This window comes from Haemophilus sp. HN_Hi10 (assembly GCF_049821985.1).
Classification (GTDB): domain Bacteria; phylum Pseudomonadota; class Gammaproteobacteria; order Enterobacterales; family Pasteurellaceae; genus Haemophilus; species Haemophilus influenzae_D.
The window spans coordinates 917741-944549 of the sequence record NZ_CP187495.1 but is presented as its reverse complement, the minus strand read 5'-3'; the positions used below and the strand labels follow the sequence as shown (position 1 = coordinate 944549).

Genomic DNA, 26809 nt, shown 5'->3' with positions numbered 1-26809 from the left:
AGGAGTGATTATGCAGGTCTCAAGAAGAAAATTCTTCAAGATCTGTGCAGGAGGTATGGCGGGAACGTCAGCTGCAATGTTGGGCTTTGCTCCAGCAAATGTATTAGCTGCGCCACGCGAATATAAATTATTACGCGCGTTTGAATCCCGTAACACCTGTACATACTGCGCTGTAAGTTGCGGTATGTTGTTATATAGCACAGGCAAACCTTACAATTCATTAAGTAGCCATACTGGCACAAATACTCGTTCAAAACTCTTTCATATTGAAGGCGATCCAGATCACCCAGTCAGTCGTGGTGCACTTTGCCCGAAAGGTGCTGGCGCACTCGATTATGTCAATAGTGAAAGCCGTTCTTTATATCCTCAATATCGTGCGCCCGGTTCTGATAAATGGGAACGAATTTCTTGGAAAGATGCCATTAAACGTATTGCTCGTTTAATGAAAGATGACCGAGATGCCAACTTTGTTGAAAAAGATGCAAGTGGAAAAACGGTTAATCGTTGGGCAACGACAGGAATTATGACTGCATCAGCAATGAGCAATGAAGCTGCGTTATTAACGCAAAAGTGGATTTGAATGCTCGGTATGGTGCCAGTATGTAACCAAGCGAATACTTGACACGGACCAACGGTAGCAAGTCTTGCTCCATCATTTGGTCGCGGTGCCATGACAAATAACTGGGTTGATATTAAAAATGCCAACTTAATCATCGTTCAAGGCGGTAACCCTGCTGAAGCCCATCCTGTTGGCTTCCGTTGGGCAATTGAAGCGAAGAAAAACGGTGCGAAAATCATCGTTATTGATCCGCGTTTTAACCGTACCGCATCCGTTGCAGATTTACACGTGCCAATTCGTTCTGGTTCTGATATTACGTTCTTAATGGGCGTGATCCGTTACCTATTGGAAACAAATCAAATTCAACACGAATATGTTAAACACTATACCAATGCTTCATTCTTAATTGATGAAGGTTTCAAATTTGAAGACGGTTTATTTGTAGGTTACAACGAAGAAAAACGTAACTACGATAAATCTAAATGGAACTACCAATTTGATGAAAATGGTCACGCTAAACGTGATATGACATTACAACATCCTCGTTGTGTCATTAACATCTTAAAAGAGCACGTTTCTCGTTATACCCCAGAAATGGTTGAGCGTATTACAGGTGTAAAACAAAAACTCTTCTTACAAATCTGTGAAGAAATTGGTAAAACCTCAGTACCAAATAAAACGATGACGCATCTATATGCATTAGGTTTTACAGAGCATTCAATCGGTACACAAAATATTCGCTCAATGGCGATAATCCAATTACTTTTAGGTAATATGGGGATGCCAGGTGGCGGTATTAACGCATTACGTGGACACTCCAATGTTCAAGGTACGACAGATATGGGCTTATTGCCAATGTCTTTACCAGGTTATATGCGTTTGCCAAACGATAAAGATACCTCTTACGAGCAATACATTAACGCAATTACACCAAAAGATATCGTTCCAAACCAAGTGAACTATTATCGTCATACTTCAAAATTCTTTGTTAGTATGATGAAAACTTTCTACGGAGATAATGCCACTAAGGAAAATGGCTGGGGATTCGATTTCTTACCAAAAGCAGATCGCTTATATGATCCGATTACTCACGTTAAATTGATGAATGAAGGCAAATTACACGGTTGGATTTTACAAGGTTTTAACGTATTAAATGCACTACCAAATAAAAATAAAACGTTATCTGGTATGAGTAAACTGAAATACTTAGTCGTTATGGATCCATTACAAACTGAATCATCAGAATTTTGGAGAAATTTTGGTGAGTCAAATGATGTAAATCCTGCGGAAATTCAAACAGAAGTTTTCCGTTTACCAACTACTTGTTTCGCAGAAGAAGACGGATCAATCGTTAATTCTGGTCGCTGGGCTCAATGGCACTGGAAAGGTTGCGATCAACCGGGAGAAGCCTTACCTGATGTTGATATTCTTTCTATGCTACGCGAAGAAATGCACGAACTTTATAAAAAAGAGGGTGGTCAAGGCATTAAATCTTTTGAAGCAATGACTTGGAATTATGCTCAACCACACTCACCAAGTGCGGTTGAATTAGCCAAAGAATTAAATGGTTATGCACTTGAAGATCTTTATGATCCAAACGGTAACTTGATGTACAAGAAAGGTCAATTACTCAATGGATTTGCACATTTACGTGATGATGGTACAACAACATCAGGTAACTGGTTATATGTTGGTCAATGGACTGAAAAAGGCAACCAAACTGCTAATCGCGATAATTCAGATCCATCGGGTTTAGGTTGTACTATTGGCTGGGGCTTTGCATGGCCTGCAAACCGCCGCGTACTTTATAGCCGTGCATCATTAGATATCAATGGTAATCCTTGGGATAAAAACCGCCAATTAATCAAATGGAACGGTAAAAACTGGAACTGGTTTGATATTGCTGACTACGGTACGCAACCACCAGGTTCTGATACAGGACCGTTCATTATGTCCGCAGAAGGCGTAGGACGTTTATTTGCCGTTGATAAAATTGCAAATGGCCCAATGCCAGAACACTATGAACCAGTTGAAAGCCCAATTGATACAAACCCACTTCATCCAAATGTAGTGACAGATCCAACTTTACGTATCTATAAAGAAGATCGTGAATTTATTGGTTCAAATAAAGACTATCCATTTGTAGCAACAACTTATCGTTTAACCGAGCATTTCCACAGCTGGACTGCACAATCTGCATTAAATATCATCGCACAACCACAACAATTTGTGGAAATTGGCGAAAAATTAGCGGCAGAAAAAGGCATCCAAAAAGGCGATATGGTAAAAATTACTTCTCGTCGTGGCTATATTAAAGCGGTTGCCGTGGTTACAAAACGTCTTAAAGATCTCGAAATTGATGGACGTGTCGTACACCATATAGGTCTTCCAATACACTGGAATATGAAGGCATTGAATGGCAAAGGTAACCGTGGATTCTCTACTAATACCTTAACACCATCTTGGGGTGAGGCAATCACGCAAACACCAGAATACAAAACATTCTTGGTAAATATTGAAAAAGTTGGGGAGGCATAATATGGCCGGAACTGCTCAAGGCGTTCAAACGCAAGACGTTATTAAAATCTCCGCAACATCTAGTTTAACACCAGCACCACAAGCGAGAGATCATAAAGTCGAAGTCGCAAAATTAATTGATGTTTCAACTTGTATCGGATGTAAAGCCTGCCAAGTGGGTTGTTCAGAGTGGAATGATATTCGCTCTGATGTCAATGCACAATGTGTTGGGGTTTATGACAATCCAGTTGATCTTGATGCAAAAGCGTGGACGGTGATGCGTTTTAACGAAGTTGAAGAAAACGATCGTTTAGAATGGCTGATTCGTAAAGATGGCTGTATGCACTGCGCAGAACCTGGTTGTTTAAAGGCTTGTCCAGCACCTGGTGCGATCATTCAATATGCTAACGGTATTGTAGATTTCCAATCCGATAAATGTATTGGTTGTGGTTATTGTATTGCAGGCTGTCCATTCAATATTCCACGTATGAATCCTGAAGACAATCGTGTATACAAATGCACCCTTTGTGTGGATCGTGTTTCTGTAGGACAAGAACCAGCTTGCGTGAAAACCTGTCCAACAGGTGCGATTCGTTTCGGCTCTAAAGAAGAAATGAAAATTTACGCAGAACAACGCGTGGCAGATTTAAAATCCCGTGGTTATGAAAACGCAGGACTTTACGATCCTCCGGGTGTAGGCGGTACACACGTAATGTATGTGTTGCATCACGCAGATAAACCTGAGCTTTACAATGGTCTTCCAAAAGATCCTCAAATTGATTTGAGTGTGACCTTATGGAAAGATGTATTGAAACCATTCGCTGCAGTGGCAATGGGTGGTCTAGCTCTAGCAGAAGTTGCACATTACTTAACCGTTGGCCCAAATGTAGAAGAAGATGTAGAAGATCATCATCACGAATTTGAAGAAAATAAACCGTCTAAGGGGGAAAACAATGAGTAAAATTGAAATTAGCAACGATACTCGCGTTATCCGTCATAGAACCCCAGCGCGTATTAGTCACTGGATGTTGGTTATTTGCTTTTTTATGACGATGTTCACTGGCGTTGCATTTTTCTTCCCTGACTTTGCTTGGCTCACAGAAATTTTGGGTACACCACAAATTGCGCGCGCCATTCACCCATTCACAGGGATTTTAATGTTCTTCGCTTTCATCTACTTAGCGTTATTGTACTGGGATCACAATATTCCAGAAAAAAACGATATTCGCTGGGCAAAAGGTGTCGTTGAAGTGCTTAAAGGGAATGAACACGCAGTTGCTGACAACGGTAAATATAACCTTGGTCAAAAAATGCTCTTCTGGACATTAAACTTGGCGATGGTAACGTTATTAGTCACTGGCATCATTATGTGGCGTCAATATTTTTCACATTACTTCTCAATCCCAGTATTGCGAATTGCTATTTTACTCCACTCTGCAAGTGCTTTTATGTTATTCACTGGTATCTTAGTGCATATATATATGGCATTTTGGGTTAAAGGATCAATTCGCGGTATTGTTGAAGGTTGGGTAACCGTTCGTTGGGCGAAAAAACACCACCCAAGATGGTATCGTGAAGAAGTTTTATCAAAACTTGAGGAAGATTTACTCAACGAGCAATCTGGCAAAGTAGGTAAAACCAAAGTCTTATTTAAAGGATTTGGCAAATAAGCTGAAATCCTGAAAAAGAAAAAGTGCGGTTAAAATTGACCGCACTTTTTATTATAAAAGTGAGAGAATATGAGTATCAAAATCTTATCTGAATCAGAAATTAAACAAGTAGCAAATTCATATCAAGCCCCAGCGGTTTTATTTGCCAATCCTAAAAATCTTTACCAACGCAGAGCGAAACGTTTAAGAGACTTAGCACAAAATCATCCTCTATCTGATTATTTATTATTTGCTGCAGATATAGTTGAAAGCCAACTTTCCACGTTAGAAAAAAATCCTTTACCGCCACAACAGCTTGAACAGTTAAATGCTATCGAGCCACTAAATGCCAAAACCTTTAAGCGAGACAGTATCTGGCGTGAATACTTAACTGAAATTCTTGATGAAATAAAGCCCAAAGCTAACGAGCAAATTTCTGCAACAATCGAATTTCTTGAAAAAGCCTCCTCTGCCGAATTAGAAGAAATGGCAAATAAGCTATTAGCACAAGAATTTAATTTAGTCAGCAGTGATAAAGCCGTCTTTATTTGGGCTGCACTTTCCCTTTATTGGTTACAGCTCGCCCAGCAAATTCCCCATAATAGCCAAGTTGAGAACGCCGAAAATTTACATCACTGCCCTGTTTGTGGTTCTTTACCTGTGGCAAGTATGGTACAAATTGGTACATCACAAGGTTTACGCTACTTACATTGTAATTTATGTGAAAGTGAATGGAATTTAGTACGTGCACAATGCACCAACTGTAATAACCACGACAAACTCGAAATGTGGTCATTAGATGAAGAACTTGCACTTGTTCGTGCTGAAACCTGTGGTAGCTGTGAAAGTTACTTAAAAATGATGTTCCAGGAAAAAGATCCTTACGTAGAACCTGTAGCCGATGATTTGGCCTCCATTTTCTTAGATATTGAAATGGAAGAAAAGGGTTTCGCACGCAGCGGATTAAATCCATTTGTTTTTCCTGCAGAAGCAGCATAAAAATATAGCCTAGAAATATCTAGGCTAATTATTTAAATCTATAGATAACACGCCATTACTACGGCATTTTCTCGTCCACCACTGGGTTTCGGATAATAATTTTTCCGAATATCGACTTCATTAAAACCAATTTTTTCATACAAGAAACGAGCGGGGTTAGACTCTCTGACTTCTAGCCATAAAGTCTGTACACCTCTTTCCTTTAATTGAAAGATTAATTCGTCTAACAATAATTTGCCAAATCCACAACCTTGATAATTAGGCAAAATCGCAATATTAAACAAATTCGCTTCATCTAATACGGTTTGGCAAATCGCAAAACCGATAATCTGATTATTCTCAATTAATTTTAAATTGAGATAACGATCCCCTTGATTATTTTTTAACGTCCCCAGCGACCAAGGCACCAGATGTGCTTGCTGTTCGATTTCATACAATCGCTCGAAATCACAGGCTTCAATTTGAGAAATAATAGACATAATTAAGGCTGCTGAATTTGTTGCCACAACACTCGTTTGGCTTGGTGATTAAATTGAAATTGCTGCCAACTTGGCGAGCGATAAACCTGCTCTGCCTGCACACAAAATGCTAAAGTGCGGTCAATTTGGTCGCTATTTTCTGATAGTAACCAATAACGAATAGGTTGCTTACATTCCATATGCTGGATTTGATCGTAATTCAAACATAAGCAATTTTCTTTTTTAAGCTCAAGGCTTAACAGCACATCAGCCAACAAAGGCGAGCTACTGATATTCTCATCGGAAACAGTGATAAAGCGAATATTCTCTGCCACACTGATTCCTACGGAACCTTGCAGCACCTCGGGGCGATATAATTCCCACTGGGAAATGCCCATTTCTTGTAAAAGAAGATCGCGTCTGTTCATAAGTGAATTTTTAAAAACGTTGCTTGAAAAATAGTGTTAATTTCTTTCATTAATCTTTGCTAAAATGACGCATAATTTTAACTAATAACCCACAGGATTCAAAGCGTGATTTCTCTAGAAAGCCAAGTTTTAGAACGCCATCTTTCATTTTTTGACGGTAAATCGGTATTATTTGCTGGAGGAATTTCTGATAATTTTCCTCAAACATTAGCCTCAAAATGCCAATCAATCCAAATTTGGAGCTGCTATTTTGACTATGCAAGAACGCAAAGTGCGGTCAATTTTTCCGTTGAATTTCAAGATCAAGCCGATTTAATCGTTTATTATTGGACTAAAAACAAACAAGAAGTCAATTTCCAACTGCTTCAACTATTGTCTCAAGCTCCTATTGGTCAAGAAATATTAATTATTGGCGAAAATCGTTGTGGCGTACGTTCAGTAGAAAAAACATTAGCACCCTATGGGGAAATAGCAAAAATTGACTCTGCTCGCCGTTGTGGTTTATATCATTTTTCACTACAAAATAAACCGAACTTTGAGCTTAAAAATTTCTGGAAAACCTATCAACATTCAACACTTGAAGACTTAACTATCTATAGTTTACCTGGGGTATTTAGTGCGGCGGAATTAGACACAGGCACGGAACTGTTACTTTCAACCATTGATAATAAAATAAAAGGAAAAGTGCTTGATCTTGGCTGTGGCGCGGGAGTAATTGGCTCTATGATAAAAAAACGCTCGCCTAACACACAAATTACAATGACAGATATTCACGCTATGGCGTTAGAATCAGCGCGTAAAACACTTTCGGAAAATCAATTACAAGGGAAGATTCACGCCAGTGATGTCTTTTCTGATATAGAAGGAAAATTTGATTTGATTATTTCGAATCCACCATTCCATGATGGCATTGATACCGCTTATCGAGCCGTAAAAGAACTTATCACTCAAGCGAAATGGCATCTTAATCAAGGTGGAGAATTACGTATTGTCGCCAATTCATTTTTGCCTTATCCCGAGCTACTTAAACAACATTTCAATGATTATCAAGTTCTTGCTCAAACAGGAAAATTTAAAGTGTATTCAGTGAAAAATTAGAAACAAAAAAATCCCCATCACAATAATGGGGATTTTTATTATGCGTATAAATTTTACCGCACTTTATTCATCCATATATCCTAAACTACGTAGCGCACGTTCATCATCTGCCCAACCTGATTTCACTTTTACCCAAAGTTCAAGATGGACTTTGTTATCAAATAAACGTTCCATATCAGCACGTGCTTCCATACCAATAGTTTTAATTTTTTGACCGCCCGCACCAATTACCATTTTTTTCTGCCCCTCACGCTCAACCAGAATTAATCCATTTATTTCATAAGTACCACGTTCATTCACTTTGAATTGTTCGATTTCAACAGTAACAGAGTAAGGCAATTCTTCTCCCGTAAAACGCATTAATTTTTCACGGATTATTTCCGATGCCATAAAACGTTGCGAACGATCTGTAACATAATCTTCTGGGAAATGATGCACACCTTCGCGTAAAGATTGGCGTACAATTTTCTCTAATTCATGAACATTATTACCACGCTGTGCAGAAATTGGCACAATGTGAGCAAAATTAAATTTACTGCTAAGATCTGTAATAAACGGCAATAAATCATCTTTATTTTTGATGTTATCTACTTTGTTGATAGCAAGCACAACGGGGGATTTTGCATTGCGTAATTTGTTTAGCACCATCTCATCATCTGCATTCCAATGTGTGCCATCTACGACAAAAATAATTAAATCAACATCGCCGATAGCACTACTTGCAGCTCGGTTCATTAAGCGGTTAATTGCGCGTTTTTCCTCAATGTGAAGCCCTGGGGTGTCCACATAGATTTCTTGGTATGCCCCTTCAGTTTTAATCCCAACAATGCGGTGACGGGTGGTTTGTGCTTTACGTGATGTAATTGAAATTTTTTGTCCTAAAATTTTGTTTAAGAGTGTTGATTTACCCACATTTGGGCGACCTACGATAGCAATAAAGCCGCAATAGGTTTTGTCGAATTGTTCGGTCATTTGATGTCCAGTTCTTTTAAAATTTGTTCTGCTGCCGCTTGTTCGGCTTTACGACGGCTAGATCCTTTTGCCACAAAAGTGCGGTCAATTTTCTCCGCACTTTTCACTTTACATTCAACAGTGAAAATTTGGCAATGGGCTTCCCCTTGAATATTTACCACTTCATAAGTTGGCAATGGCAGATGTTTGCCTTGTAAATATTCTTGTAAACGCGTTTTCGCATCTTTTTGATTATCGCCTGGTTTAATTTCTGCCAATAATTGTTGATACCAATTTCGAATCACTTGGGTCGTCACAGCCAATCCTTGATCCAAAGACATTGCACCAATAATCGCTTCTACACAATCGGCAAGAATAGATTCACGGCGAAAACCACCGCTCTTTAGCTCGCCAGAACCAAGCAACATATAATCGCCTAATTCAAATTGGCGCGCTAAAATCGCTAAAGTGGGTTCTCGCACCAAAGTAGCTCGCATACGGCTTAGTTCGCCTTCATTACAACGTGGAAACTGATGATAAAGTGCTTCAGCGATAGTGAAATTAAGAATGGAATCGCCTAGAAATTCTAGGCGTTCATTATGTTGAGTTGCCGCACTTCGATGCGTAAGTGCCAGCTTTAAGAGCGCAATATCATTAAAACGATAACCGATTTTACGCTCAAGTCGATCTAAATGATTCATCTTATTTTATTGCTGTAAAGAAACGATCAAAACGGAAACCTGTTGGCCATTCATTCGCTTCTTTTTCTAAGCTCATCCAAATATAAGTGGCTTTCCCCACAATATTTTTTTCAGGCACAAAGCCCCAGAAACGGCTATCATCACTGTGATCGCGATGATCCCCCATCACAAAATACTGCCCTTCTGGCACAAGCCATTCTGCAGTTTGCATCCCCTCTTGTGGGAAAAATTCAGAGCCTGAATAACGACGATATTCACTAATTAACACATTGTGTGTTACATCGCCTTTTTCAGTCAATTCTAATTCATTAGGAAAAGCTGGATTTGTTGGATTTTGTGTATATTCAAACGCCTTGGTTTCGCAATCAATTTCACAAGGTTTACCTTCTTTACCATATACAATTTTTAATGTTTTTTGTTCCACATCAAAAATTATGCGGTCTCCGCCCTTTCCAACAATACGTTTAATATAATCAACACCAGACATATTATCTTTTGAACTTAACGCAAGATTTTCTGCAAAAGCCGCTCGCGTTGCCCCAAGACCTGTACGAATTAACGCTTGTTGTGGTGCTTTAAACACAATTACATCGCCACGTTGTGGTTTTTCGCCTGCAATAATGGTGTTTTGGAAAATCGGATCTTTCACACCATAAGCATATTTATTCACAATTAAAAAATCGCCAACACGTAAGGTGGATTCCATTGAGCCAGAGGGAATTTGAAACGGTTCAAACAAAAAAGAACGAACCAAAAATACCACTGCAAGCACAGGAAAAAGTGAAGATAAAAATTCTGAAGCCTCAGAAATCGGTTCAATTTTGGCTTTTTCTTCCTGACTTAAAGTTTTGCCAGAACGTTGTTCTGCACGAGCCACTTGACGATGACGTTTTGGCAGCACCACAAAACGATGATAACACCATAATACGCCAGAAAGTGCGGTCAAAATTAGTAACAAAATACTAAAAGTATTTGGCAGCTGAAAATAATCTAATACTTTCCACACACCAAAACCCACAGCTAATAAAATCACAAAAAATAAATTTGACATAATTTTCCTTATTTATCTTTTCCTACGTGTAAAATTGCTAAAAACGCCTCTTGTGGCACTTCTACATTACCCAAAGATTTCATACGTTTTTTACCCTCTTTCTGTTTCTGCAAGAGTTTTTTCTTACGACTCACGTCACCACCATAACATTTTGCCAATACGTTTTTACGTAATTGTTTTACGGTTGAACGCGCAATAATGTGGTTTCCAATAGCTGCTTGAATGGCAATATCAAATTGCTGACGAGGAATTAACTCACGCATTTTTTCAACCAATTCACGACCACGATATTGTGAATTATCTTTATGAACGATTAAAGCCAACGCATCCACTCGTTCGCTGTTAATCATAATATCCACGCGAACCATATCTGCCGCTTGGAAACGTTTGAAACCGTAATCTAACGAAGCATAACCACGCGATGTTGATTTTAAACGGTCAAAAAAGTCTAGAACAACTTCACCCATTGGAATTTCATAAGTCAGTGCAATCTGATTACCGTGATATACCATATTGGTTTGCACGCCACGTTTTTCAACGCAAAGGGTAATAACATTACCTAAATATTCTTGCGGCACCAGCATATTACATTCTGCGATTGGCTCGCGAATTTCAGCAATATTATTAAGTGGAGGCAATTTTGCAGGACTATCCACATAAACAACCTCGCCATTCGTTAATTGCACTTCGTAAATTACCGTTGGCGCAGTCGTGATAAGATCTAAATCATACTCACGCTCTAGACGCTCTTGAATGATTTCCATGTGTAAAAGGCCAAGGAAACCACAACGGAAACCAAAGCCAAGTGCGGTCGAAGTTTCTGGTTCATAGAAAAGTGATGCATCGTTTAAACTTAATTTGCCAAGTGCATCACGAAATGCTTCATAATCATCAGAACTTACAGGGAAAAGCCCAGCATAAACCTGTGGTTTTACTTTTTTAAAACCTGGCAACACTTCAGTTGCAGAATTATGTTGATGGGTTAAGGTATCCCCAACTGGCGCGCCTAAAATATCTTTAATCGCACAAACAACCCAACCCACTTCGCCACATTCTAAAACAGTCGTATCTTCTTGTTTTGGCGTAAAAATCCCTAAACGATCTACGTTGTAAGTTTGCCCTGTGGACATCACTTTAATTTTATCGCCTTTACGTAATACCCCGTTTTTAATACGCACTAAAGATACCACGCCCAAATAGTTATCGAACCAAGAATCAATAATCAATGCTTGTAATGGTGCATTAGGATCGCCTTCTGGTGCGGGAATTTTTGCCACGATTTCTTCTAATACATCTTCGATACCCACACCCGTTTTAGCTGAGCATTGAACCGCTTCCATCGCATCAATTCCCACGATATCTTCAATTTCTTCCGCTACACGTTCAGGATCTGCGGCAGGCAAGTCGATTTTATTCAAAATCGGCACTACTTCTAAATCCATTTCGATTGCGGTATAACAGTTTGCCAGAGTTTGGGCTTCAACTCCTTGTCCTGCATCCACAACTAACAACGCCCCTTCACAAGCAGCAAGAGAGCGAGACACTTCATAAGAAAAGTCCACGTGTCCTGGTGTATCGATGAAGTTTAATTGATAAGTTTCGCCATCTTTGGCTTTATAATTTAAAGTCACACTTTGTGCTTTGATGGTAATTCCACGTTCACGCTCAAGATCCATTGAATCTAGCACTTGCGCTTCCATTTCACGATCCGAAAGGCCACCACAAGTTTGAATCAAACGGTCAGAAAGCGTTGATTTACCGTGGTCAATATGGGCAATAATAGAAAAGTTGCGAATATTCTTCATAAAAGATAGTTTTTCTCAAAAAATCAATAAATTTAACTGGCGGATTCTACCTGAAAAGCGCGGAAATCGCTAGAGATGAAAAGGAAAAGTGCGGTCAAATTTTTTAACCTTTTAGATAAAACAAAACCCCGAATAACTTCGGGGTTTCTTTTTTTCATTCAAACTGAAATTATAGGCTTTCAGTGAAAGTACGAGTGATAACGTCGCGTTGTTGTTCTGGCGTTAAAGAGTTGAAACGTACTGCGTAACCAGAAACACGGATAGTTAATTGTGGATATTTATCTGGGTTATTTACCGCATCTTCTAAAGTTTCACGACGTAATACGTTCACGTTTAAATGTTGGCCACCTTCAACTTTTACAGTTGGTGCTACGTTTACTGGTAATTCACGGTATTCGATTTGACCTAATTCGCTCACTGCAACAACTTGGTCTTCAGCAAATTCGCCTTTTGCACACAAGCAACGAGCTTCATTTTTTTCGCTGTCTAATAACCAGAATGAATTAAGCAAATTGTCATTTGCCGCTTGAGTAATTTGAATACCTTTAATCATAATAGCCTCCTAATTGGCACGAAAATAATAAAACTGTACAAATTTTATCAAATCATTTTAATATTTCAAATTATTTTAGATTTATTTGATAAAGAGCAGGTTATTTTTTTAATTAATTTTTATAAATTTGATCTAAATTAAAATTTATTAATTTTTAAATAAAATTTATATCAATAATTTAACATTAATTTAACTTTTTATTGAATGAATGTTTTTGTTTATAATGAATAAAAACTTATTAATAGGATAGAATAATGAAAAACTGGACAGACGTTATCGGAAAAGAAAAAGAACAACCTTACTTTCAACACGCACTACAACAGGTTCATCTTGCAAGAGCAAGCGGAAAAACAATTTATCCACCACAAGAAGAGGTATTTAACGCATTCAAATATACTGCTTTTGAAGATGTAAAAGTAGTAATTTTAGGTCAAGATCCTTATCACGGAGCAAATCAAGCGCACGGCTTGGCTTTTTCTGTAAAACCTGAAGTAGCAATTCCCCCTTCCCTATTAAATATGTATAAAGAACTCACACAAGATATTTCGGGATTCCAAATGCCATCACATGGTTATTTAGTCAAATGGGCAGAACAAGGGGTATTGCTACTTAACACAGTGCTTACCGTGGAACGAGGTATGGCACATTCACACGCCAATTTAGGTTGGGAAAGGTTTACAGATAAAGTTATTGCGGTGCTTAATGAACATCGTGAAAAACTGGTATTTTTACTTTGGGGCAGTCACGCACAAAAAAAAGGACAAATTATTGACCGCACTCGTCACCTTGTTTTAACGGCTCCGCACCCTTCCCCACTTTCAGCCCATCGAGGTTTCTTTGGCTGTCATCATTTTTCCAAAACAAATTCATATTTGAAAAGCAATGGAATGAAACCAATTGATTGGCAAATCTAAACCATATATCTCTAAAAAATAACCGCACTTTAATCTCTCAAAGTGCAGTTGAATATTTCAGCATTTTAATTAGCCGTGATAACGCCCTACGCCTAATTCATCTTCTTTACGCGTGCGATTCATCACTTCTTGTGGCGATTGTGCAATACGTAATCCCATTTCATCTTCAGTACGCACCACTTCGCCACGTAACGAATTAGTATAAACATCAGTAATTTTTACATCCACAAACTTACCGATCATTTCTGGAGAACCTTGGAAATTAACAATACGATTTGTTTCAGTGCGTCCTGTTAATTCCATAATATCCTTCTTCGATGGCCCTTCAACTAACACGCGCTGCTCTGTGCCAAGCATACGACGACTAAATTGTGCGGCTTGTTGATTAATACGCTCTTGTAGCACATAAAGACGCTGTTTCTTTTCATCTTCCGTCACATCATCTGGCATATCTGCAGCAGGCGTACCTGGTCGGGCAGAATACACAAAACTGAAGCTCATATCAAAGTTTACTTGTGCAATCAAATTCATAGTTTGCTCAAAATCTTCCGCAGTTTCCCCTGGGAAACCAACAATAAAGTCAGAGCTGATTTGAATATCTGGACGCACTGCACGAAGTTTACGAATAATAGATTTATATTCTAATGCGGTATGACCACGTTTCATCATCGTTAATACACGGTCAGATCCTGCTTGCACTGGAAGATGCAAGAAACTCACTAATTCAGGCGTGTCACGATACACATCAATGATATCATTTGTAAATTCTATTGGATGACTGGTTGTGAAACGTAAACGATCAATACCATCAATTGATGCAACAAGACGAAGCAGTTCCGCAAAGCTACAAATTTGACCATCGTGCGTTGGCCCACGATAAGCATTCACGTTTTGACCAAGTAGATTAACCTCACGCACGCCTTGTTCCGCAAGTTGCGCAATTTCAAATAACACATCATCTACAGGACGACTAACTTCTTCCCCACGAGTATAAGGCACAACACAGAAAGTACAGTATTTATTACAACCTTCCATAATGGAAACAAATGCAGTTGGGCCTTCTGCGCGAGGTTCAGGTAAGCGGTCAAATTTCTCAATTTCAGGGAAACTCACATCAACCACAGAACTTTTACCGCCACGAATTTGATTAATCATTTCAGGCAAGCGATGCAAAGTTTGTGGGCCAAAAATAATATCCACATAAGGCGCACGATGGCGAATATGTTCCCCTTCTTGAGAAGCCACACAGCCGCCCACGCCAATCACTAAATTTGGATTATTTTTCTTTAATTCTTTCCAACGTCCAAGTTGATGAAACACTTTTTCTTGTGCTTTTTCACGAATAGAACAGGTATTCAATAATAATACGTCTGCTTCTTCAGGTGCTTCCGTGAGTTCTAATCCGTGAGTGCTTAATAAAAGATCTGCCATTTTAGATGAATCATATTCATTCATCTGACAGCCCCAAGTTTTAATATGTAATTTTTGAGTCATTTTCTACAATATCGTCAGGTGTTATAAATAATTAGTCGAATAAAGCGGTCGGCTATTTTACAGACTTACGATAATTCTGGCTAGTGAATATTCGGTGAAAGACACTAAACAGGATATTTTGATAAGCTAGAAAGGCTTGTAAATCATTAAAAAATAAGATATTCATAAATATACTCAAGATATAATGCAGTATGAGGTAAATATTAGTTCATAAAATTAAAGGAAATACTAGCTTATCGCGATTACAACGATGTGTATATTCAAGGTAAACCAAAAGGATTAAATAGAGCTCACTTTTTAGGAAAGCGCAAGCATATATTTATAATCAACTACTTTGTCTACTACACCGTCAAAATAGCAGTTAAATTAAAAAAAGATCAGCCTATAACCAGCCTAAACTCATTAATAATTTCCACCATGCCATACCGATAGTTAGATGGATAATTAAACTACCAAAAGCAATGATCGCGCCAGTAATCCACCAAGATTTTATATCATTATAACCTGCACCGAATGCAATTGGACCTGGTCCGCCTCCGTAGTGAGTTACTGAACCACCATAAGAATTAGCAAAGACTAAGCCTAGAGCAAGCAATTCAGTAGGAGCACCTGTTACATGTCCGACCGTTGCAAATACGGGTACCATTGCAGCTACATATGCACCGCCTGATGCAAATAAATAACGTACAGAGACACTTAAGGTAAGAATCACTATTAACGCCATCATACCATGTCCCTCAAACTGAAGTATGGTACTTAGGGTTTTTGCTAACCATTTGAAGAAGCCAGCTTTTTCAAGCAAGCCAGACATACCGATGATACCACCATACCATACTAGGGTATTCCATGCACCTTTGCTTTTTAGGATATCGTCCCAGGTGACGATACTTAATACAATACAAAGCACCATTACAATGATTGCAACAATGGTAGCATTGATATGAAGTGAATTAGAGAAAATCCAGCCGAATAATGCAATTACGAATAACACGCTGAGTGCTTTTTCACGAAAAGACATTGGACCTAATTCTTCTAAGCCTTTTTTCGCAATGGCTTTATTATCCACTTTTTTCAATTCTGGTGGAGATACCCAATAACAAATTAATGGAATTAAGAATAAGCAGAGTAAGCCGGGTACGGATGCAGCTAAGAACCATTTGATCCAAGTGGTTTCAAAACCAAGAATTGGTGCCATTAATGAAAGAGCTAAGGCATTAGGCGCCATTGCGGTTAAGAAAATATAAGAGGTAGTTTTAACCACCATATATACGTTCATCATCAAATAACGCCCTGCTTTTTTCGGGCTTTTTTCTGGATCTGAACCAAGAGCAACCACTACGCTATTAATGATTGGAAAGATAATCCCACCTGAACGTGCGGTGTTAGAGGGCGTTGCTGGCGAGAGTAAAAGATCTAAGAACATGGTAACATAGCCTAAGCGTAGGGTTGTGCTACCCATTGCGCCGATCATATGATAGGCGATACGTTTACCTAGACCTGTGATTACAAATGCTGAACTCAAAGTGAATGCGGTAAAAATAAGCCATGTTGTGCCAGATTTATAACCATCCAACATATTGCCGACTTTAACCAATTCTTTAGCCCCTTCAGTATTACCGATGATAACACCAGAAACCGCAATTGCAGCCAATAAGATAACGGGCTCGCCATAAGGTTTAAGCACAAGCCCAACGATAGTGGCGATATAAACACCAAGTAATCGCCAAGCAATCAAAGAAAGCCCATCAGGAGCAGGTAGTAAGAAAGTGATCAATGGGATAGCCATTAAAATCACCAGTTTTGTATTTTTGGATAATGCCATATTAATTACCTCTAAATGATAAAAAGAAAATTGTTAGTGCTAATAAATCAGCACTACCGCCCGAACTTAAATTACGTTCAATGCAGGCGGTATCAAATTTCATTAATGCTTGTGTCAGTGCTACTTTATCTGTCACAAGATGTTGATCTGTAAGCAGATCCCGTGCTGTTTGCTGTATGAAATGCAATCCTGCTAAACCACCTCGATGAACCACGTTAGTGTCGGAGTTAATTGCCATTAAATTCAACAACAAAATCAGTAAACGATGTTCCCATTCTAACTGATGGTACTCATCAAATTGTGGCAACAACGTTTGAATGAGATTAAAACCATTTTCTGCTTCGCCACGGACACCTGTTAAGCCATATTTTTGGAATAAACGCACTCCAGCCGTACTAGGCAAGTGTTCAGGATAATTTTTGAGTTCATCCGTTAAACCTTGAGTAAATTGTGCAACAAGTGAGCAGATTAATTTAACATCAAAATCTACCGCACTTTGAGCCAAACTTTTTTGTGCCAATAATCGTCCAATTGCCGTACACACTAAACCAAAAGAAAAAATAGCACCTTTGTGGGTGTTTACGCCATCAGTAACTTTAAACATTGCTTTTTCCGCCAATAAACCTAAAGGACGAATTTCAGCGAGAATTTGATTTTCAGACAAATGTGCGGTCATCATGCCTTTGAGAACAAACTGCGTAAAAAAAGGTTTTAAACTAATCGCACTTTGCTCAAAAGTATGCAGGTTCATATCTTTGTGCGAACCGTTATTGATGGCATCCACTAAACCAGGTTTTGGCGATAAGCGAGCCTCTTGTATTAATGCCAGATAAACTTGTTCACCAATATGTTCTGCGAAATCATGATTTTGTGCAAGAGATTGAATTTTATCTACAATCTCATCAATCTCGTGCTTGTGGGTTCTCGCACAGATTTTTGCATTTTCTCCGCACACTAAACAAGTTCTTGGAGAAAGATCAAAATCTGTACGACTCAGTAGATTGCCTTTAGCATTAAACACATCTAAATCCCACAAACGAGCAAGAGGAATGCTTTCTTCCAATTCAATCATCAGCACTTTTAGCGTACGAGCATCTATCGGTAATACAAAATAGGCTTCATGCCCCGTTTCTAACGGACGGATTATTTCTTTTACTGCTGTAATGTTTAACTGAGTAAAAAGTGCGGTCAGATTTTCTAGAGCTTTTCTAAAAACATAATCCAACAAAGCATTTTTTTTTACTCCACCCACAGCAGTTAAAGTGATGCAAAGTAAGGTTTGTCCATATTGTGTTATAAGCTGTTGTTGTAAAATTGCACGTTCCTCTCGAGCATTAAGTAATGCTTCAAGTGAAATTTCTGAACCCTCTGTAGAGAATGTCGTAAAAAAATGCTGCAAAATTTGACCGCTCTTTTGTATAAAAATAAATTTTCTTAACGCTTTCCATTTATAGGGTGTTGGCGAAAGCTGAAAGAGCTAATTGAGTCCCTTTCAACTCTTTGGGTTCCTTTCCTGATAATCATGGGAAGACAAGAGTTAATTTTGGCTATTGAAAGTAGATCGCTTGTAATGCTGATTCTAGTCTTTAACTTGATACACCGTATCAATCACCGAACCATCACGATAACGAACAACAGCCACAGGTTTATTAGTAAACTCAATTTCTTTTGGTTTACCTGTAATGCTGTAAGCGCGCTCACAAAGCTGTTCAATGGTAAACAAAGGAATATCTGCTTTATTTAAAGCGTCTATCAAATCTGGACGTTTAGGATTTACTGCTACACCATGATCGGTAACGAGAATATCGACGTTTTCACCAGGTGTTACACAGGTAATCACGTTTTCCACCACGGTTGGAATACGACCACGAACTAATGGTGCCACAATGATTGCTATTTGTGCAGAAGCTGCGGTATCGCAATGACCACCAGATGCACCGCGAATCACACCGTCAGAGCCAGTCAATACATTCACGTTAAATTTAGTATCGATTTCTAGAGCAGAAAGAATAACCATATCTAAACGTTCAACCGATGCCCCTTTGGAACTATAGTTCGCATATTGGTTAGCGGAAACTTCAATATGATTTGGGTTGCGAGCAAGTGATTCAGCCGCAACAGAGTCAAAACTTTGAACATCTAATAATTTTTTAATAAGACCAGCCTCATGTAATGCCACCATACTTGCGGTAATACCGCCAAGTGCGAAATCGGCAGTGATATTTTCACGACGCATTTTTTCTTCTAGGAAGCGTGTAACAGCTAATGCTGCCCCCCCAGAACCAGTTTGTAATGAGAAGCCATCTTTAAAATAACCACTGGCAAAAATTACTTCTGCACATTTACGCGCGATGAGTAATTCGCGTGGATTGGTAGTCATTCGGGTTGCGCCACCGCCAATTTTTTTCGGGTCACCGACTGTTTCAACTTGCACGATTAAATCTACTTGATCTTGAGCAATGCTGATTGGGTGGTGCGGGTATTCAGCAAATTCCTCTGTGAGCAACACAACTTTGTCAGCGTATTCAGCATCGACACGCGCATAGCCTAGAGAGCCGCATTTACTTTTTCCAGTAAATCCATTGGAATTACCGAATGTGTCACAGCAAGGTACGCCTAAAAAAGCAACGTCAATTTTTAATTCGCCAGATTTTACTAAGTGAACACGTCCGCCATGAGAATGAATATTTACAGGTTCATTCAATAAACCGCGAGAGATTTGCTCTGCAAGTTCACCGCGTAAACCAGAAGAATAGATTTTGGTGACCACGCCATTTTTGATATGTTCGACAATCGGGAAGTGGCTATCAATTAAAGATGAAGATGCAAGGGTCAGATTTTTGAAACCCATTTCGGCAATTTTATTCATCACCATATTCACCACAAAATCTCCGCCCCGAAAAGCATGATGAAATGAAACAGTCATACCATCTTTTAAGCCAGAGCGTTTAATCGCTTCTTCTAGAGAGGTACAAAGTTTGCGATCTTTCGCTGTACGAGAAAGGGATTCAGATTTAGGCACCGCTTGATAGACTGAGCGATCAGCGTGATATTTTTCAATACGTTGTTCTCTTGTTGTCATCTTTTTATCTCCCTTTACTCTTCACGAATACCTGATTTCGCACGTTCTAATACAAGTTTTGCGCGATCAATAATCGGTGCGTCAATCATTTTACCGTTTAACGAAACAACACCAGCCCCTTGTCGTTCAGCTTCTGCTGCCGCTTCAATAATGCGTTTTGCCTGCTCCACGTCTTTTTGTGTCGGTGCAAATAAGTTGTGTAACAATTCAATTTGGCGTGGGTTGATTAAGGATTTACCGTCAAAACCAAGCTGTTTAATTAACGCAGCCTCTTTTAAGAAGCCTTCTTCATTGTTCGCGTTAGAATATACGGTATCAAAGGCCTGAATGCCAGCCGCACGTGCCGCTTGTAAAATAGAACAACGAGCAAAAAGCAGTTCAATCCCCTCTGGTGAACGCTCGGTTTTTAAGTTACGTACGTAATCCTCAGCACCCAATGCGATACCAATTAAACGTTTAGAAGCGAAAGCTATTTGGTTGGCTTGAGTGATACCTAATGGTGATTCGATGGCTGCTAGCATTTTAGTCGAACCTGCTTCTCGACCGCAAGCTTTCTCAATCTCAGTAATGACGTGATCCATATCCAACACATCTTGCGCGTTTTCAGTTTTTGGCATACGTACCACATCCACACCCGCACGCACTACCGCATTCAAATCCAATAAACCAAATTCAGAATCTAGCGGATTAACACGAACTACGGTCTCAATTTCTTTATAAAGCGGATGTTGAAGTGCGTGAGCGACTAATAAACGAGCAGAATCTTTTTCTTTGAGAGCAACCGCATCTTCTAAGTCAAACATAATGGAATCTGGTTTATAAATAAAGCTATTACTTAACATGGCGGCATTTGAGCCTGGCACAAATAACATACTTCTTCTTAATTTCATAACACAGCCTCCCAGTTAATCATTTCATCAGTTGCACGCATTGCAGCAGCTTTTACTCGAGCTTGTAACACGCAATCTAACGCCCCTTTGTCTTCTACAATGACTTGTGCTGCTGTAATGCCAAGTTTTGCTAATACTTCACGAACTGTCGCTTCAATTTGTTCACCAAATTGTTTTGCTACTGAGCTATTGATTTCAATATCGAGTGAATCAAAAGGTTGAACCCGTACTTGAACATCACTGGATTCCAGTGTCCCTGCAACGGCTACTTTTGTTATTTTCATAGATTTTCCTTCCGTATATTGATGAATAAAAATGTATTTAAAAACGACCGCACTTTTGTAAATAATTTAACGTAGTCATAGGCACAAACTCTGCGAGTTGAGCCCAATTTTTTTCAGCCAAATGCTTTCGTACTGTAGAAGCAGAAATAATCTGGTTGCTTGCTGTTTTTCTAGGTATCTCGATAACATTTATTTTTGCTGCATTCATTTCGGCATCCCTTAACCAATAATGCATTTGGCGATTATATTCGGCAGTGACGGGACAATTTAGCTCAGTACCAACAAAGCGATGTGTTATGCCCAAAGCCTGAGCAATATGTAAACGGAATAACTTCAGATCAACCTCAAAATAACTTTCATCTGTAATTAATTGATCTTTTAGGAAATAATTTGGAAATGTTGCACGAGAAATAATATAGTCAGAGCCAGAATGAAGAGTGATATTGGGTAAATCGAAAATACCTTGTTTAACCATTTCAAATCGTTCAGCGTAAGAAAATTGCGATGCGTCTTCACCAACAATAAATAAATGCAGATGATCACATTGTTGTAATGCTTGCTCAATTAAATAACGATGACCTAAGGTAAATGGATTCGCGTTCATTACAATCGAGCCAATTCGATTACCATCCACACGCATTTTCTCCCATAATGAGCATTGTTTTTGTAAACGCATAGCACTATTTTCTAACAATACTACATAAGGATTGGCATCAGAGATGATATAAAAACCGCAAGATTTGAACAACGTTGCATATTCGGGTTTTGTATAAATAAAAAGGTGTGGGCGTTTTAGCGTGTAAGCTAAATCAACCAATTCAGTAATTAATTGCAGGGCAACACCGCTACCACGCAAAGACTCATCAATCGCAACACATTTTATGATATTGCCTGCTAAACCTCCACAGACAACGATTTGTTCGTTATCATTATAGCCAACAACAAAATACTCGATTTGTTCATCTAATTTAAGCGCATTTTGATGTAAAAATGTCTGAATGAGAGAAAGTTTTTTTTGTTCAGTAGAAATTCGCTCAAATTGCATCGACTCTCCAAAAAAGAAGAAAACATAACATCACTACCAAGTTAGTAGTATAGAGTTATTATAAGCGATGAGCAAATTACGATACAAGATAAGCTCATATTTTCCCCAACTTTATAATCTAATATTATCTTCACACTGCATTATACATTGAATAATTTATAGATATTTTCTTTTTTTCAAAAACTTACATGGTACTCGATCATATAAGTTAAAAATACTATTTTCTTGATATCCTTTTCCTTAAAATTGCGGAAATGATGATAGGCTTAATAGTTGATTAATGAATAGGCAATATTGGCGGTTACTCTGAGTTGTAAAAATAAACCGCACTTTTGTAAGAAGCAAAAAGTGCGGTTTAATTCCGCGTAGTTTTAAATTATTTCACTAATCCGCCACTGGCTTGTAAATCAGCATGATAAGAAGATCGAACAAATGGTCCACAAGCTGCATGTTCAAAGCCCATTTCATTAGCTTTATCACGAAATATATCAAACTCGGTAGGCGGAACATAACGCGCAACGGGCAAATGGTGACGGCTAGGTTGGAGATATTGCCCTAATGTCAGCATCGTTACACCATTATCTCGTAAATCTTGCATTACTTGCAAAATTTCCTCGTTAGTTTCTCCTAATCCCACCATTAAACCAGATTTGGTTGGGATATTTGGGAACATTTCTTTGAATTCACGCAATAATTTAAGTGACCACTCGTAATCCGCACCAGGACGAATTTCTTTATATAAGCGCGGTACATTTTCTAAATTGTGATTAAAGACATCTGGCGGATTATCTTTTAATTTTTCTAAAGCCTGTGTAACGCGACCACGAAAATCTGGCACTAAAATTTCAATCTTGATGTTAGGGTTAAGCTCGCGCACAGCTTTTACACATTCAGAAAAATGACCTGCACCACGATCAGGTAAGTCATCACGATCCACCGATGTGATTACCACATATTTAAGTTTCATATCTTGAATCGTTTCTGCCAATTTTTGTGGTTCTTCAGGATCGGGCGGTAATGGTTTACCGTGAGCCACATCACAGAATGGACAACGGCGCGTACAAATTGCACCTAAAATCATAAAAGTTGCAGTTCCATGATTAAAACATTCGTGTAAATTTGGACAAGATGCTTCCTCACAAACAGAATGTAGCCCGTGACGGCGCATTCCATTTTTAATGCTTTCAATTTTAGCTGAACTTGCTGGAAGTTTAATTTTCATCCATTCTGGTTTTTTTAATAGCTCTTGATTAGGATCGATATTTTTTACGGGAATAATTGAGGTTTTTGCCGCATCGCGATATTTTACACCGCGTTCCATTTTGAAAGGAGTAGACATAGTATTTTCCTAAATAAAAATGCCCAAGTTGGGCATTTACTTTTTATAAAATGTTATAAAGTTGTTACATTATAGCCTAAAAGTTCGGCGAAGTGTTTAATTAATTTTGCTGAAACCTTATCGCAATTAGCCTCATCTTGATTAACAAAATCCGCTAATTGACACATTTCAAGACCAGCATAGCCACATGGGTTAATATAATGAAATGGATTCAGATCCATATTAATATTCAATGCTAGCCCGTGAAAAGAGCAACCACGACGAATACGTAGTCCAAGAGAACAAATCTTTTTTCCATCCACATACACACCTGGTGCATCAGGTTTTGGATAGCTTTCAATACCATATTCAGCTAAGGTTTTTACCACCGTTTGTTCAAGTGCGGTAACTAATTGACGTACATTTAAATTCTCATGACGCTTAATATCAATGAGCACATACATCACTTGCTGACCGGGTGCATGATAGGTTATTTGCCCACCACGATCGGACTGCACTACAGGTATTTCACTACGTTGTAAAAGATGCTCTGGTTTACCTGCTTGCCCTTGGGTAAATACAGGAGGATGCTGCACCAACCAAATTTCGTCTTGCGTTTCCTCGGTTCGACTATCTGTAAAATTCTGCATTTTATGCCAAATTTCTTGATAATCTTGCAATCCTAACTGACGAACGATAAGGGAATTATTCATACTAGATAACCATTTTCACGCCTTCAACTTTAGCCAGTTCTTTATAAAGTGTTTCTACCTGCTCAAAGTTTTCAGCAATAATGTCGATTGATACCGAATTATAAGTGCCTTTACTACTGCGTTTTTCCTTAGGAATATAATCGCCTTTAATATATTTTTGAACCACTTGTATAAGATCTTGTGCTAACCCTTCTCGATTAATCCCAGCAACTTTAAAGGTCATTTTTGCTGGAAATTCCATTAATTCTTTAAGTTTTGCGTAATCGTTTTCCGTTGTCATATTATTTCTCAGTAATAAAAATTATGCGTGGATGGCAAACTACCCACATAGTACGTAATCTCTTAATTAAAAAAGTGCGGTAATTTCTCAGATATTTTATGCAAACAAGCCTTTTACAGTGAGCACCAGCCAATCCCAAGCTTTTCCGAAAATACCGGCTTCGCCAACTTCATCCATTACTTGTAAGTTTACCGCTGCAATATCCTTGCCTTCTAATTGATAAACGACTTTCCCTACAATTTGTCCTTTTGCTAAAGGTGCTTGTAAGTTTTTACCTTCTAACTCATAGCGCACTTTAAGCTCATTTTGTTTACCTTTCGGAATAGTGATAAAGCGGTCTTGTAGCGTTCCCAATTTCACGCTACCTTTATCACCATAATAAACAGGTTGCTCTGAAATGACTTTACCTGCTTCTAAAGTTTTAAAGGTTTCAAAATTAGCAAAACCCCATTGTAAAAGTTTTTTACTTTCTACTTCACGACCTTTATAAGTTGGAACCCCCATTACCACTGAAATCAAACGCATATTGTTTGGTGTCGTCGCAGAAGCAACTAAGTTATATCCTGCTTGACTGGTGTGACCCGTTTTCATCCCATCAACATTGATAGTTTTATCCCACAGTAAGCCATTACGGTTAGGTTGTTTAATCTTGTTAAATGTGAAATCTTTTTCTGAGTAAATTTTATATTCTTCAGGTAAATCACGAATAATATGCGCACCAATAATTGCCATATCACGCGCGGAAGAATATTGATTTGGATCGTCCAAACCATGTGGCGTAGTGAAATTCGTATTTTTCAAACCAAATTTTTGAACATATTTATTCATTGTTTCTACAAAGTTCGGTACATTGCCAGAAATATGTTCGGCTAAAGCCACTGTTGCATCATTTCCAGAAACAACAATCACGCCTCGATTCAAATCTGCTACAGATACTTGTGTATTTAAATCTAAAAACATTTTTGATGAGTCAGGGAAATTACGTCCCCACGCACTCTCGCCAATAGTCACCATATCAGTATTATGGATTTTGCCTTGTTTTAATGCGACACCAACTACATAACTTGTCATCATTTTAGTCAGTGATGCAGGATATTGACGTTGATCTGGATTAAGTGCGGTCAAAATTGCGCCTGAATTATAATCCATCAGTACATACGTTTGAGCCGTAATTTGTGGAGGCATTACAGCAAACTGAATATCTTCAGCAGATACGGAAAAAGTGCTAAATGCCACAAATCCAGATAAAAATGCGATTTTTGTTGTTCTTTTCAACATAAGATCTTCCTACAATTAATTTTTATACGTATAAACAATTAATGGCTTATTATTTGCCATTTTTTGTAATTTAGTTCTCACTTGTGCCATTTTTGTTTTGTCATCAAAAGGCCCAATATGAATTTCATATTTATTTCCCGAGCGATTTACTTCAGCCTGAATATTCGCTAACGCAAGTTGCGTAATTAACTTATTTGCTTGGCTACGAGAGGTTAGTTCAAGCATTTTCAAACGGTAAAATTCAGTTCCTTTTTTTTCATTTGTAGCCTGAAGCGACTTATCGGAAAACGTGTTAGATTTTAATACTAAACGATCGGCAGCTTCCTGAGTTTTTGCTTGTTTAGCCAGTGTTTTTGTGGCTGCACCTGATAAATTTCCATTTTTAGCAACGTGCAACGCCTCAATCCTTACCTGTCCAGTGCCGTGGGAAATTAAGCCAATTTCTTTTGCTGCAGCGTGCGAAAGATCAATTAAACGTTTATCACTGAAAGGTCCACGATCATTAATACGAACGATAACTTTACGATTATTATTCAGATTTGTGACCAAAGCATAAGAATTCATTGGTAATGTTTTATGTGCTGCAGTAAATTGTGTAGCACGATAAATATCACCATTTGCCGTCTTGCGACCATTAAACTTAGAATGGTAGTAACTCGCCACTCCTTCTTTTATATAAAATTTGGCATCATCTCCACTTTTAGTCGTATAGGTTTTCCCTTTCACCGAATAAGTAATTGGTGTTGGCATTTTAGTAGTAATAGACAGATTATCACCTCGAATGCCATACATTTTTTGTGTATTCGCTTGCACTGGAAGATTAATGCCTACCATAAACAGCGAAAGTGCGGTCAAATTTAACCAAGTTTTTAATTTCATAAGTATTGACGCTTTTCATTTAGTCTCTCTTTAAGAAAGAA

The 26809-nt window shown here is 38.4% G+C and carries 24 protein-coding genes and 1 pseudogene; 6 read left to right on the top strand and 19 right to left on the bottom strand.

The genetic code is table 11. The features are described from left to right. Positions 1-10: 10 nt before the first annotated feature. The 4 genes and pseudogenes from fdnG (at position 11) to fdhE (ending at position 5724) form a co-directional block, all read left to right on the top strand. Positions 11-3097, top strand: a pseudogene (fdnG, locus tag ACPT8Q_RS04680) (formate dehydrogenase-N subunit alpha). Position 3098: 1 nt separating this feature from the next. Further along, complete coding sequence (gene fdxH, locus ACPT8Q_RS04675) at positions 3099-4037, top strand: formate dehydrogenase subunit beta (RefSeq protein WP_050949329.1); 939 nt, start codon at positions 3099-3101, stop codon at positions 4035-4037. Then, the gene (locus ACPT8Q_RS04670) at positions 4030-4746 is read left to right on the top strand and encodes a formate dehydrogenase subunit gamma (RefSeq protein WP_050949328.1); all 717 of its coding nucleotides are present in this window, start codon (positions 4030-4032) and stop codon (positions 4744-4746) included. The genes fdxH and ACPT8Q_RS04670 overlap by 8 nt, the downstream gene beginning before the upstream one ends. 69 nt (positions 4747-4815) lie before the next feature. Next, positions 4816-5724 carry a formate dehydrogenase accessory protein FdhE gene (gene fdhE, locus ACPT8Q_RS04665; protein WP_061671332.1) on the top strand — a complete coding sequence of 303 codons (909 nt, stop codon included), beginning with the start codon at positions 4816-4818 and terminating at the stop codon, positions 5722-5724. 38 nt (positions 5725-5762) lie between these two features. Here fdhE and rimI read toward each other — a convergent pair whose 3' ends face one another. Both rimI and holD read right to left on the bottom strand, forming a co-directional pair. Beyond that, entirely contained in the window at positions 5763-6203 is a 441-nt protein-coding gene (gene rimI / locus ACPT8Q_RS04660) for a ribosomal protein S18-alanine N-acetyltransferase (protein ID WP_050949326.1), read from the bottom strand. Positions 6204-6205: 2 nt separating this feature from the next. Next, complete coding sequence (holD, locus tag ACPT8Q_RS04655) at positions 6206-6610, bottom strand: DNA polymerase III subunit psi (protein WP_005671672.1); 405 nt, start codon at positions 6608-6610, stop codon at positions 6206-6208. Between the two features lie 105 nt (positions 6611-6715). Between holD and rsmC the strand changes: the two genes are divergently transcribed. Then, the gene (gene rsmC, locus ACPT8Q_RS04650) at positions 6716-7708 is read left to right on the top strand and encodes a 16S rRNA (guanine(1207)-N(2))-methyltransferase RsmC (protein ID WP_050847204.1); all 993 of its coding nucleotides are present in this window, start codon (positions 6716-6718) and stop codon (positions 7706-7708) included. Between the two features lie 63 nt (positions 7709-7771). Here rsmC and era read toward each other — a convergent pair whose 3' ends face one another. The 5 genes from era to grcA form a co-directional block, all read right to left on the bottom strand. Continuing rightward, the gene (gene era, locus ACPT8Q_RS04645; protein ID WP_021035500.1) at positions 7772-8680 is read right to left on the bottom strand and encodes a GTPase Era; all 909 of its coding nucleotides are present in this window, start codon (positions 8678-8680) and stop codon (positions 7772-7774) included. Further along, positions 8677-9360: a ribonuclease III gene (gene rnc, locus ACPT8Q_RS04640; RefSeq protein WP_032824232.1), complete on the bottom strand. Its 684-nt coding sequence runs from the start codon at positions 9358-9360 to the stop codon at positions 8677-8679. Before rnc ends, era begins: the two co-directional genes overlap by 4 nt. Position 9361: 1 nt before the next feature. Then, complete coding sequence (lepB, locus tag ACPT8Q_RS04635) at positions 9362-10411, bottom strand: signal peptidase I (protein WP_050949325.1); 1050 nt, start codon at positions 10409-10411, stop codon at positions 9362-9364. Between the two features lie 8 nt (positions 10412-10419). Further along, positions 10420-12216, bottom strand: coding sequence for a translation elongation factor 4 (lepA, locus tag ACPT8Q_RS04630; RefSeq protein WP_050847202.1), 1797 nt, complete (start codon positions 12214-12216; stop codon positions 10420-10422). A gap of 169 nt (positions 12217-12385) precedes the next feature. Continuing rightward, complete coding sequence (grcA, locus tag ACPT8Q_RS04625; protein WP_005628746.1) at positions 12386-12769, bottom strand: autonomous glycyl radical cofactor GrcA; 384 nt, start codon at positions 12767-12769, stop codon at positions 12386-12388. Between the two features lie 254 nt (positions 12770-13023). Here grcA and ung point away from each other — a divergent pair, with 254 nt between their 5' ends. After that, positions 13024-13683, top strand: coding sequence for a uracil-DNA glycosylase (gene ung, locus ACPT8Q_RS04620; RefSeq protein ID WP_050949324.1), 660 nt, complete (start codon positions 13024-13026; stop codon positions 13681-13683). A gap of 69 nt (positions 13684-13752) precedes the next feature. Here ung and miaB read toward each other — a convergent pair whose 3' ends face one another. The 12 genes from miaB to ACPT8Q_RS04560 all read right to left on the bottom strand — a co-directional run bounded on the left by miaB (position 13753) and on the right by ACPT8Q_RS04560 (position 26768). Then, complete coding sequence (gene miaB, locus ACPT8Q_RS04615; protein WP_005687460.1) at positions 13753-15177, bottom strand: tRNA (N6-isopentenyl adenosine(37)-C2)-methylthiotransferase MiaB; 1425 nt, start codon at positions 15175-15177, stop codon at positions 13753-13755. Positions 15178-15559: 382 nt separating this feature from the next. Further along, complete coding sequence (locus ACPT8Q_RS04610; RefSeq protein WP_042593654.1) at positions 15560-16999, bottom strand: anion permease; 1440 nt, start codon at positions 16997-16999, stop codon at positions 15560-15562. Position 17000: 1 nt separating this feature from the next. Then, positions 17001-18398 carry a triphosphoribosyl-dephospho-CoA synthase CitG gene (gene citG / locus ACPT8Q_RS04605; protein WP_076773460.1) on the bottom strand — a complete coding sequence of 466 codons (1398 nt, stop codon included), beginning with the start codon at positions 18396-18398 and terminating at the stop codon, positions 17001-17003. A gap of 180 nt (positions 18399-18578) precedes the next feature. Beyond that, positions 18579-20081: a citrate lyase subunit alpha gene (citF, locus tag ACPT8Q_RS04600; protein ID WP_061671331.1), complete on the bottom strand. Its 1503-nt coding sequence runs from the start codon at positions 20079-20081 to the stop codon at positions 18579-18581. A gap of 14 nt (positions 20082-20095) precedes the next feature. Next, the gene (gene citE / locus ACPT8Q_RS04595; protein ID WP_050949320.1) at positions 20096-20971 is read right to left on the bottom strand and encodes a citrate (pro-3S)-lyase subunit beta; all 876 of its coding nucleotides are present in this window, start codon (positions 20969-20971) and stop codon (positions 20096-20098) included. Continuing rightward, positions 20968-21255, bottom strand: coding sequence for a citrate lyase acyl carrier protein (gene citD, locus ACPT8Q_RS04590; protein WP_005639587.1), 288 nt, complete (start codon positions 21253-21255; stop codon positions 20968-20970). The genes citE and citD overlap by 4 nt, the downstream gene beginning before the upstream one ends. A gap of 37 nt (positions 21256-21292) precedes the next feature. Continuing rightward, on the bottom strand, positions 21293-22300 hold the full coding sequence (gene citC / locus ACPT8Q_RS04585) for a [citrate (pro-3S)-lyase] ligase (RefSeq protein ID WP_050949319.1): 1008 nt from the start codon (positions 22298-22300) through the stop codon (positions 21293-21295). 376 nt (positions 22301-22676) lie between these two features. Next, positions 22677-23639, bottom strand: coding sequence for a lipoyl synthase (lipA, locus tag ACPT8Q_RS04580; RefSeq protein WP_012054772.1), 963 nt, complete (start codon positions 23637-23639; stop codon positions 22677-22679). A gap of 53 nt (positions 23640-23692) precedes the next feature. Continuing rightward, positions 23693-24331, bottom strand: a complete 639-nt coding sequence (gene lipB / locus ACPT8Q_RS04575) for a lipoyl(octanoyl) transferase LipB (RefSeq protein WP_050949318.1) — start codon at positions 24329-24331, stop codon at positions 23693-23695. Position 24332: 1 nt separating this feature from the next. Further along, entirely contained in the window at positions 24333-24611 is a 279-nt protein-coding gene (gene ybeD / locus ACPT8Q_RS04570) for a DUF493 family protein YbeD (RefSeq protein ID WP_006995721.1), read from the bottom strand. Between the two features lie 96 nt (positions 24612-24707). Beyond that, entirely contained in the window at positions 24708-25889 is a 1182-nt protein-coding gene (locus ACPT8Q_RS04565; protein ID WP_050949317.1) for a D-alanyl-D-alanine carboxypeptidase family protein, read from the bottom strand. A 15-nt stretch (positions 25890-25904) separates the two neighbouring features. Continuing rightward, complete coding sequence (locus ACPT8Q_RS04560) at positions 25905-26768, bottom strand: septal ring lytic transglycosylase RlpA family protein (protein WP_050949316.1); 864 nt, start codon at positions 26766-26768, stop codon at positions 25905-25907. Positions 26769-26809 lie beyond the last annotated feature (41 nt).

What these genes read in the sequence shown, in the direction of transcription:
- fdxH (WP_050949329.1), top strand. Translation starts at nt 3,099, where the DNA reads ATGGCCGGAACTGCTCAAGGCGTTCAAACGCAAGACGTTATTAAAATC.
- ACPT8Q_RS04670 (WP_050949328.1), top strand. Translation starts at nt 4,030, where the DNA reads ATGAGTAAAATTGAAATTAGCAACGATACTCGCGTTATCCGTCATAGA.
- fdhE (WP_061671332.1), top strand. Translation starts at nt 4,816, where the DNA reads ATGAGTATCAAAATCTTATCTGAATCAGAAATTAAACAAGTAGCAAAT.
- rimI (WP_050949326.1), bottom strand. Translation starts at nt 6,203, where the DNA reads ATGTCTATTATTTCTCAAATTGAAGCCTGTGATTTCGAGCGATTGTAT.
- holD (WP_005671672.1), bottom strand. Translation starts at nt 6,610, where the DNA reads ATGAACAGACGCGATCTTCTTTTACAAGAAATGGGCATTTCCCAGTGG.
- era (WP_021035500.1), bottom strand. Translation starts at nt 8,680, where the DNA reads ATGACCGAACAATTCGACAAAACCTATTGCGGCTTTATTGCTATCGTA.
- rnc (WP_032824232.1), bottom strand. Translation starts at nt 9,360, where the DNA reads ATGAATCATTTAGATCGACTTGAGCGTAAAATCGGTTATCGTTTTAAT.
- lepB (WP_050949325.1), bottom strand. Translation starts at nt 10,411, where the DNA reads ATGTCAAATTTATTTTTTGTGATTTTATTAGCTGTGGGTTTTGGTGTG.
- lepA (WP_050847202.1), bottom strand. Translation starts at nt 12,216, where the DNA reads ATGAAGAATATTCGCAACTTTTCTATTATTGCCCATATTGACCACGGT.
- grcA (WP_005628746.1), bottom strand. Translation starts at nt 12,769, where the DNA reads ATGATTAAAGGTATTCAAATTACTCAAGCGGCAAATGACAATTTGCTT.
- ung (WP_050949324.1), top strand. Translation starts at nt 13,024, where the DNA reads ATGAAAAACTGGACAGACGTTATCGGAAAAGAAAAAGAACAACCTTAC.
- miaB (WP_005687460.1), bottom strand. Translation starts at nt 15,177, where the DNA reads ATGACTCAAAAATTACATATTAAAACTTGGGGCTGTCAGATGAATGAA.
- ACPT8Q_RS04610 (WP_042593654.1), bottom strand. Translation starts at nt 16,999, where the DNA reads ATGGCATTATCCAAAAATACAAAACTGGTGATTTTAATGGCTATCCCA.
- citF (WP_061671331.1), bottom strand. Translation starts at nt 20,081, where the DNA reads ATGACAACAAGAGAACAACGTATTGAAAAATATCACGCTGATCGCTCA.
- citE (WP_050949320.1), bottom strand. Translation starts at nt 20,971, where the DNA reads ATGAAATTAAGAAGAAGTATGTTATTTGTGCCAGGCTCAAATGCCGCC.
- citD (WP_005639587.1), bottom strand. Translation starts at nt 21,255, where the DNA reads ATGAAAATAACAAAAGTAGCCGTTGCAGGGACACTGGAATCCAGTGAT.
- citC (WP_050949319.1), bottom strand. Translation starts at nt 22,300, where the DNA reads ATGCAATTTGAGCGAATTTCTACTGAACAAAAAAAACTTTCTCTCATT.
- lipA (WP_012054772.1), bottom strand. Translation starts at nt 23,639, where the DNA reads ATGTCTACTCCTTTCAAAATGGAACGCGGTGTAAAATATCGCGATGCG.
- lipB (WP_050949318.1), bottom strand. Translation starts at nt 24,331, where the DNA reads ATGAATAATTCCCTTATCGTTCGTCAGTTAGGATTGCAAGATTATCAA.
- ybeD (WP_006995721.1), bottom strand. Translation starts at nt 24,611, where the DNA reads ATGACAACGGAAAACGATTACGCAAAACTTAAAGAATTAATGGAATTT.
- ACPT8Q_RS04565 (WP_050949317.1), bottom strand. Translation starts at nt 25,889, where the DNA reads ATGTTGAAAAGAACAACAAAAATCGCATTTTTATCTGGATTTGTGGCA.
- ACPT8Q_RS04560 (WP_050949316.1), bottom strand. Translation starts at nt 26,768, where the DNA reads ATGAAATTAAAAACTTGGTTAAATTTGACCGCACTTTCGCTGTTTATG.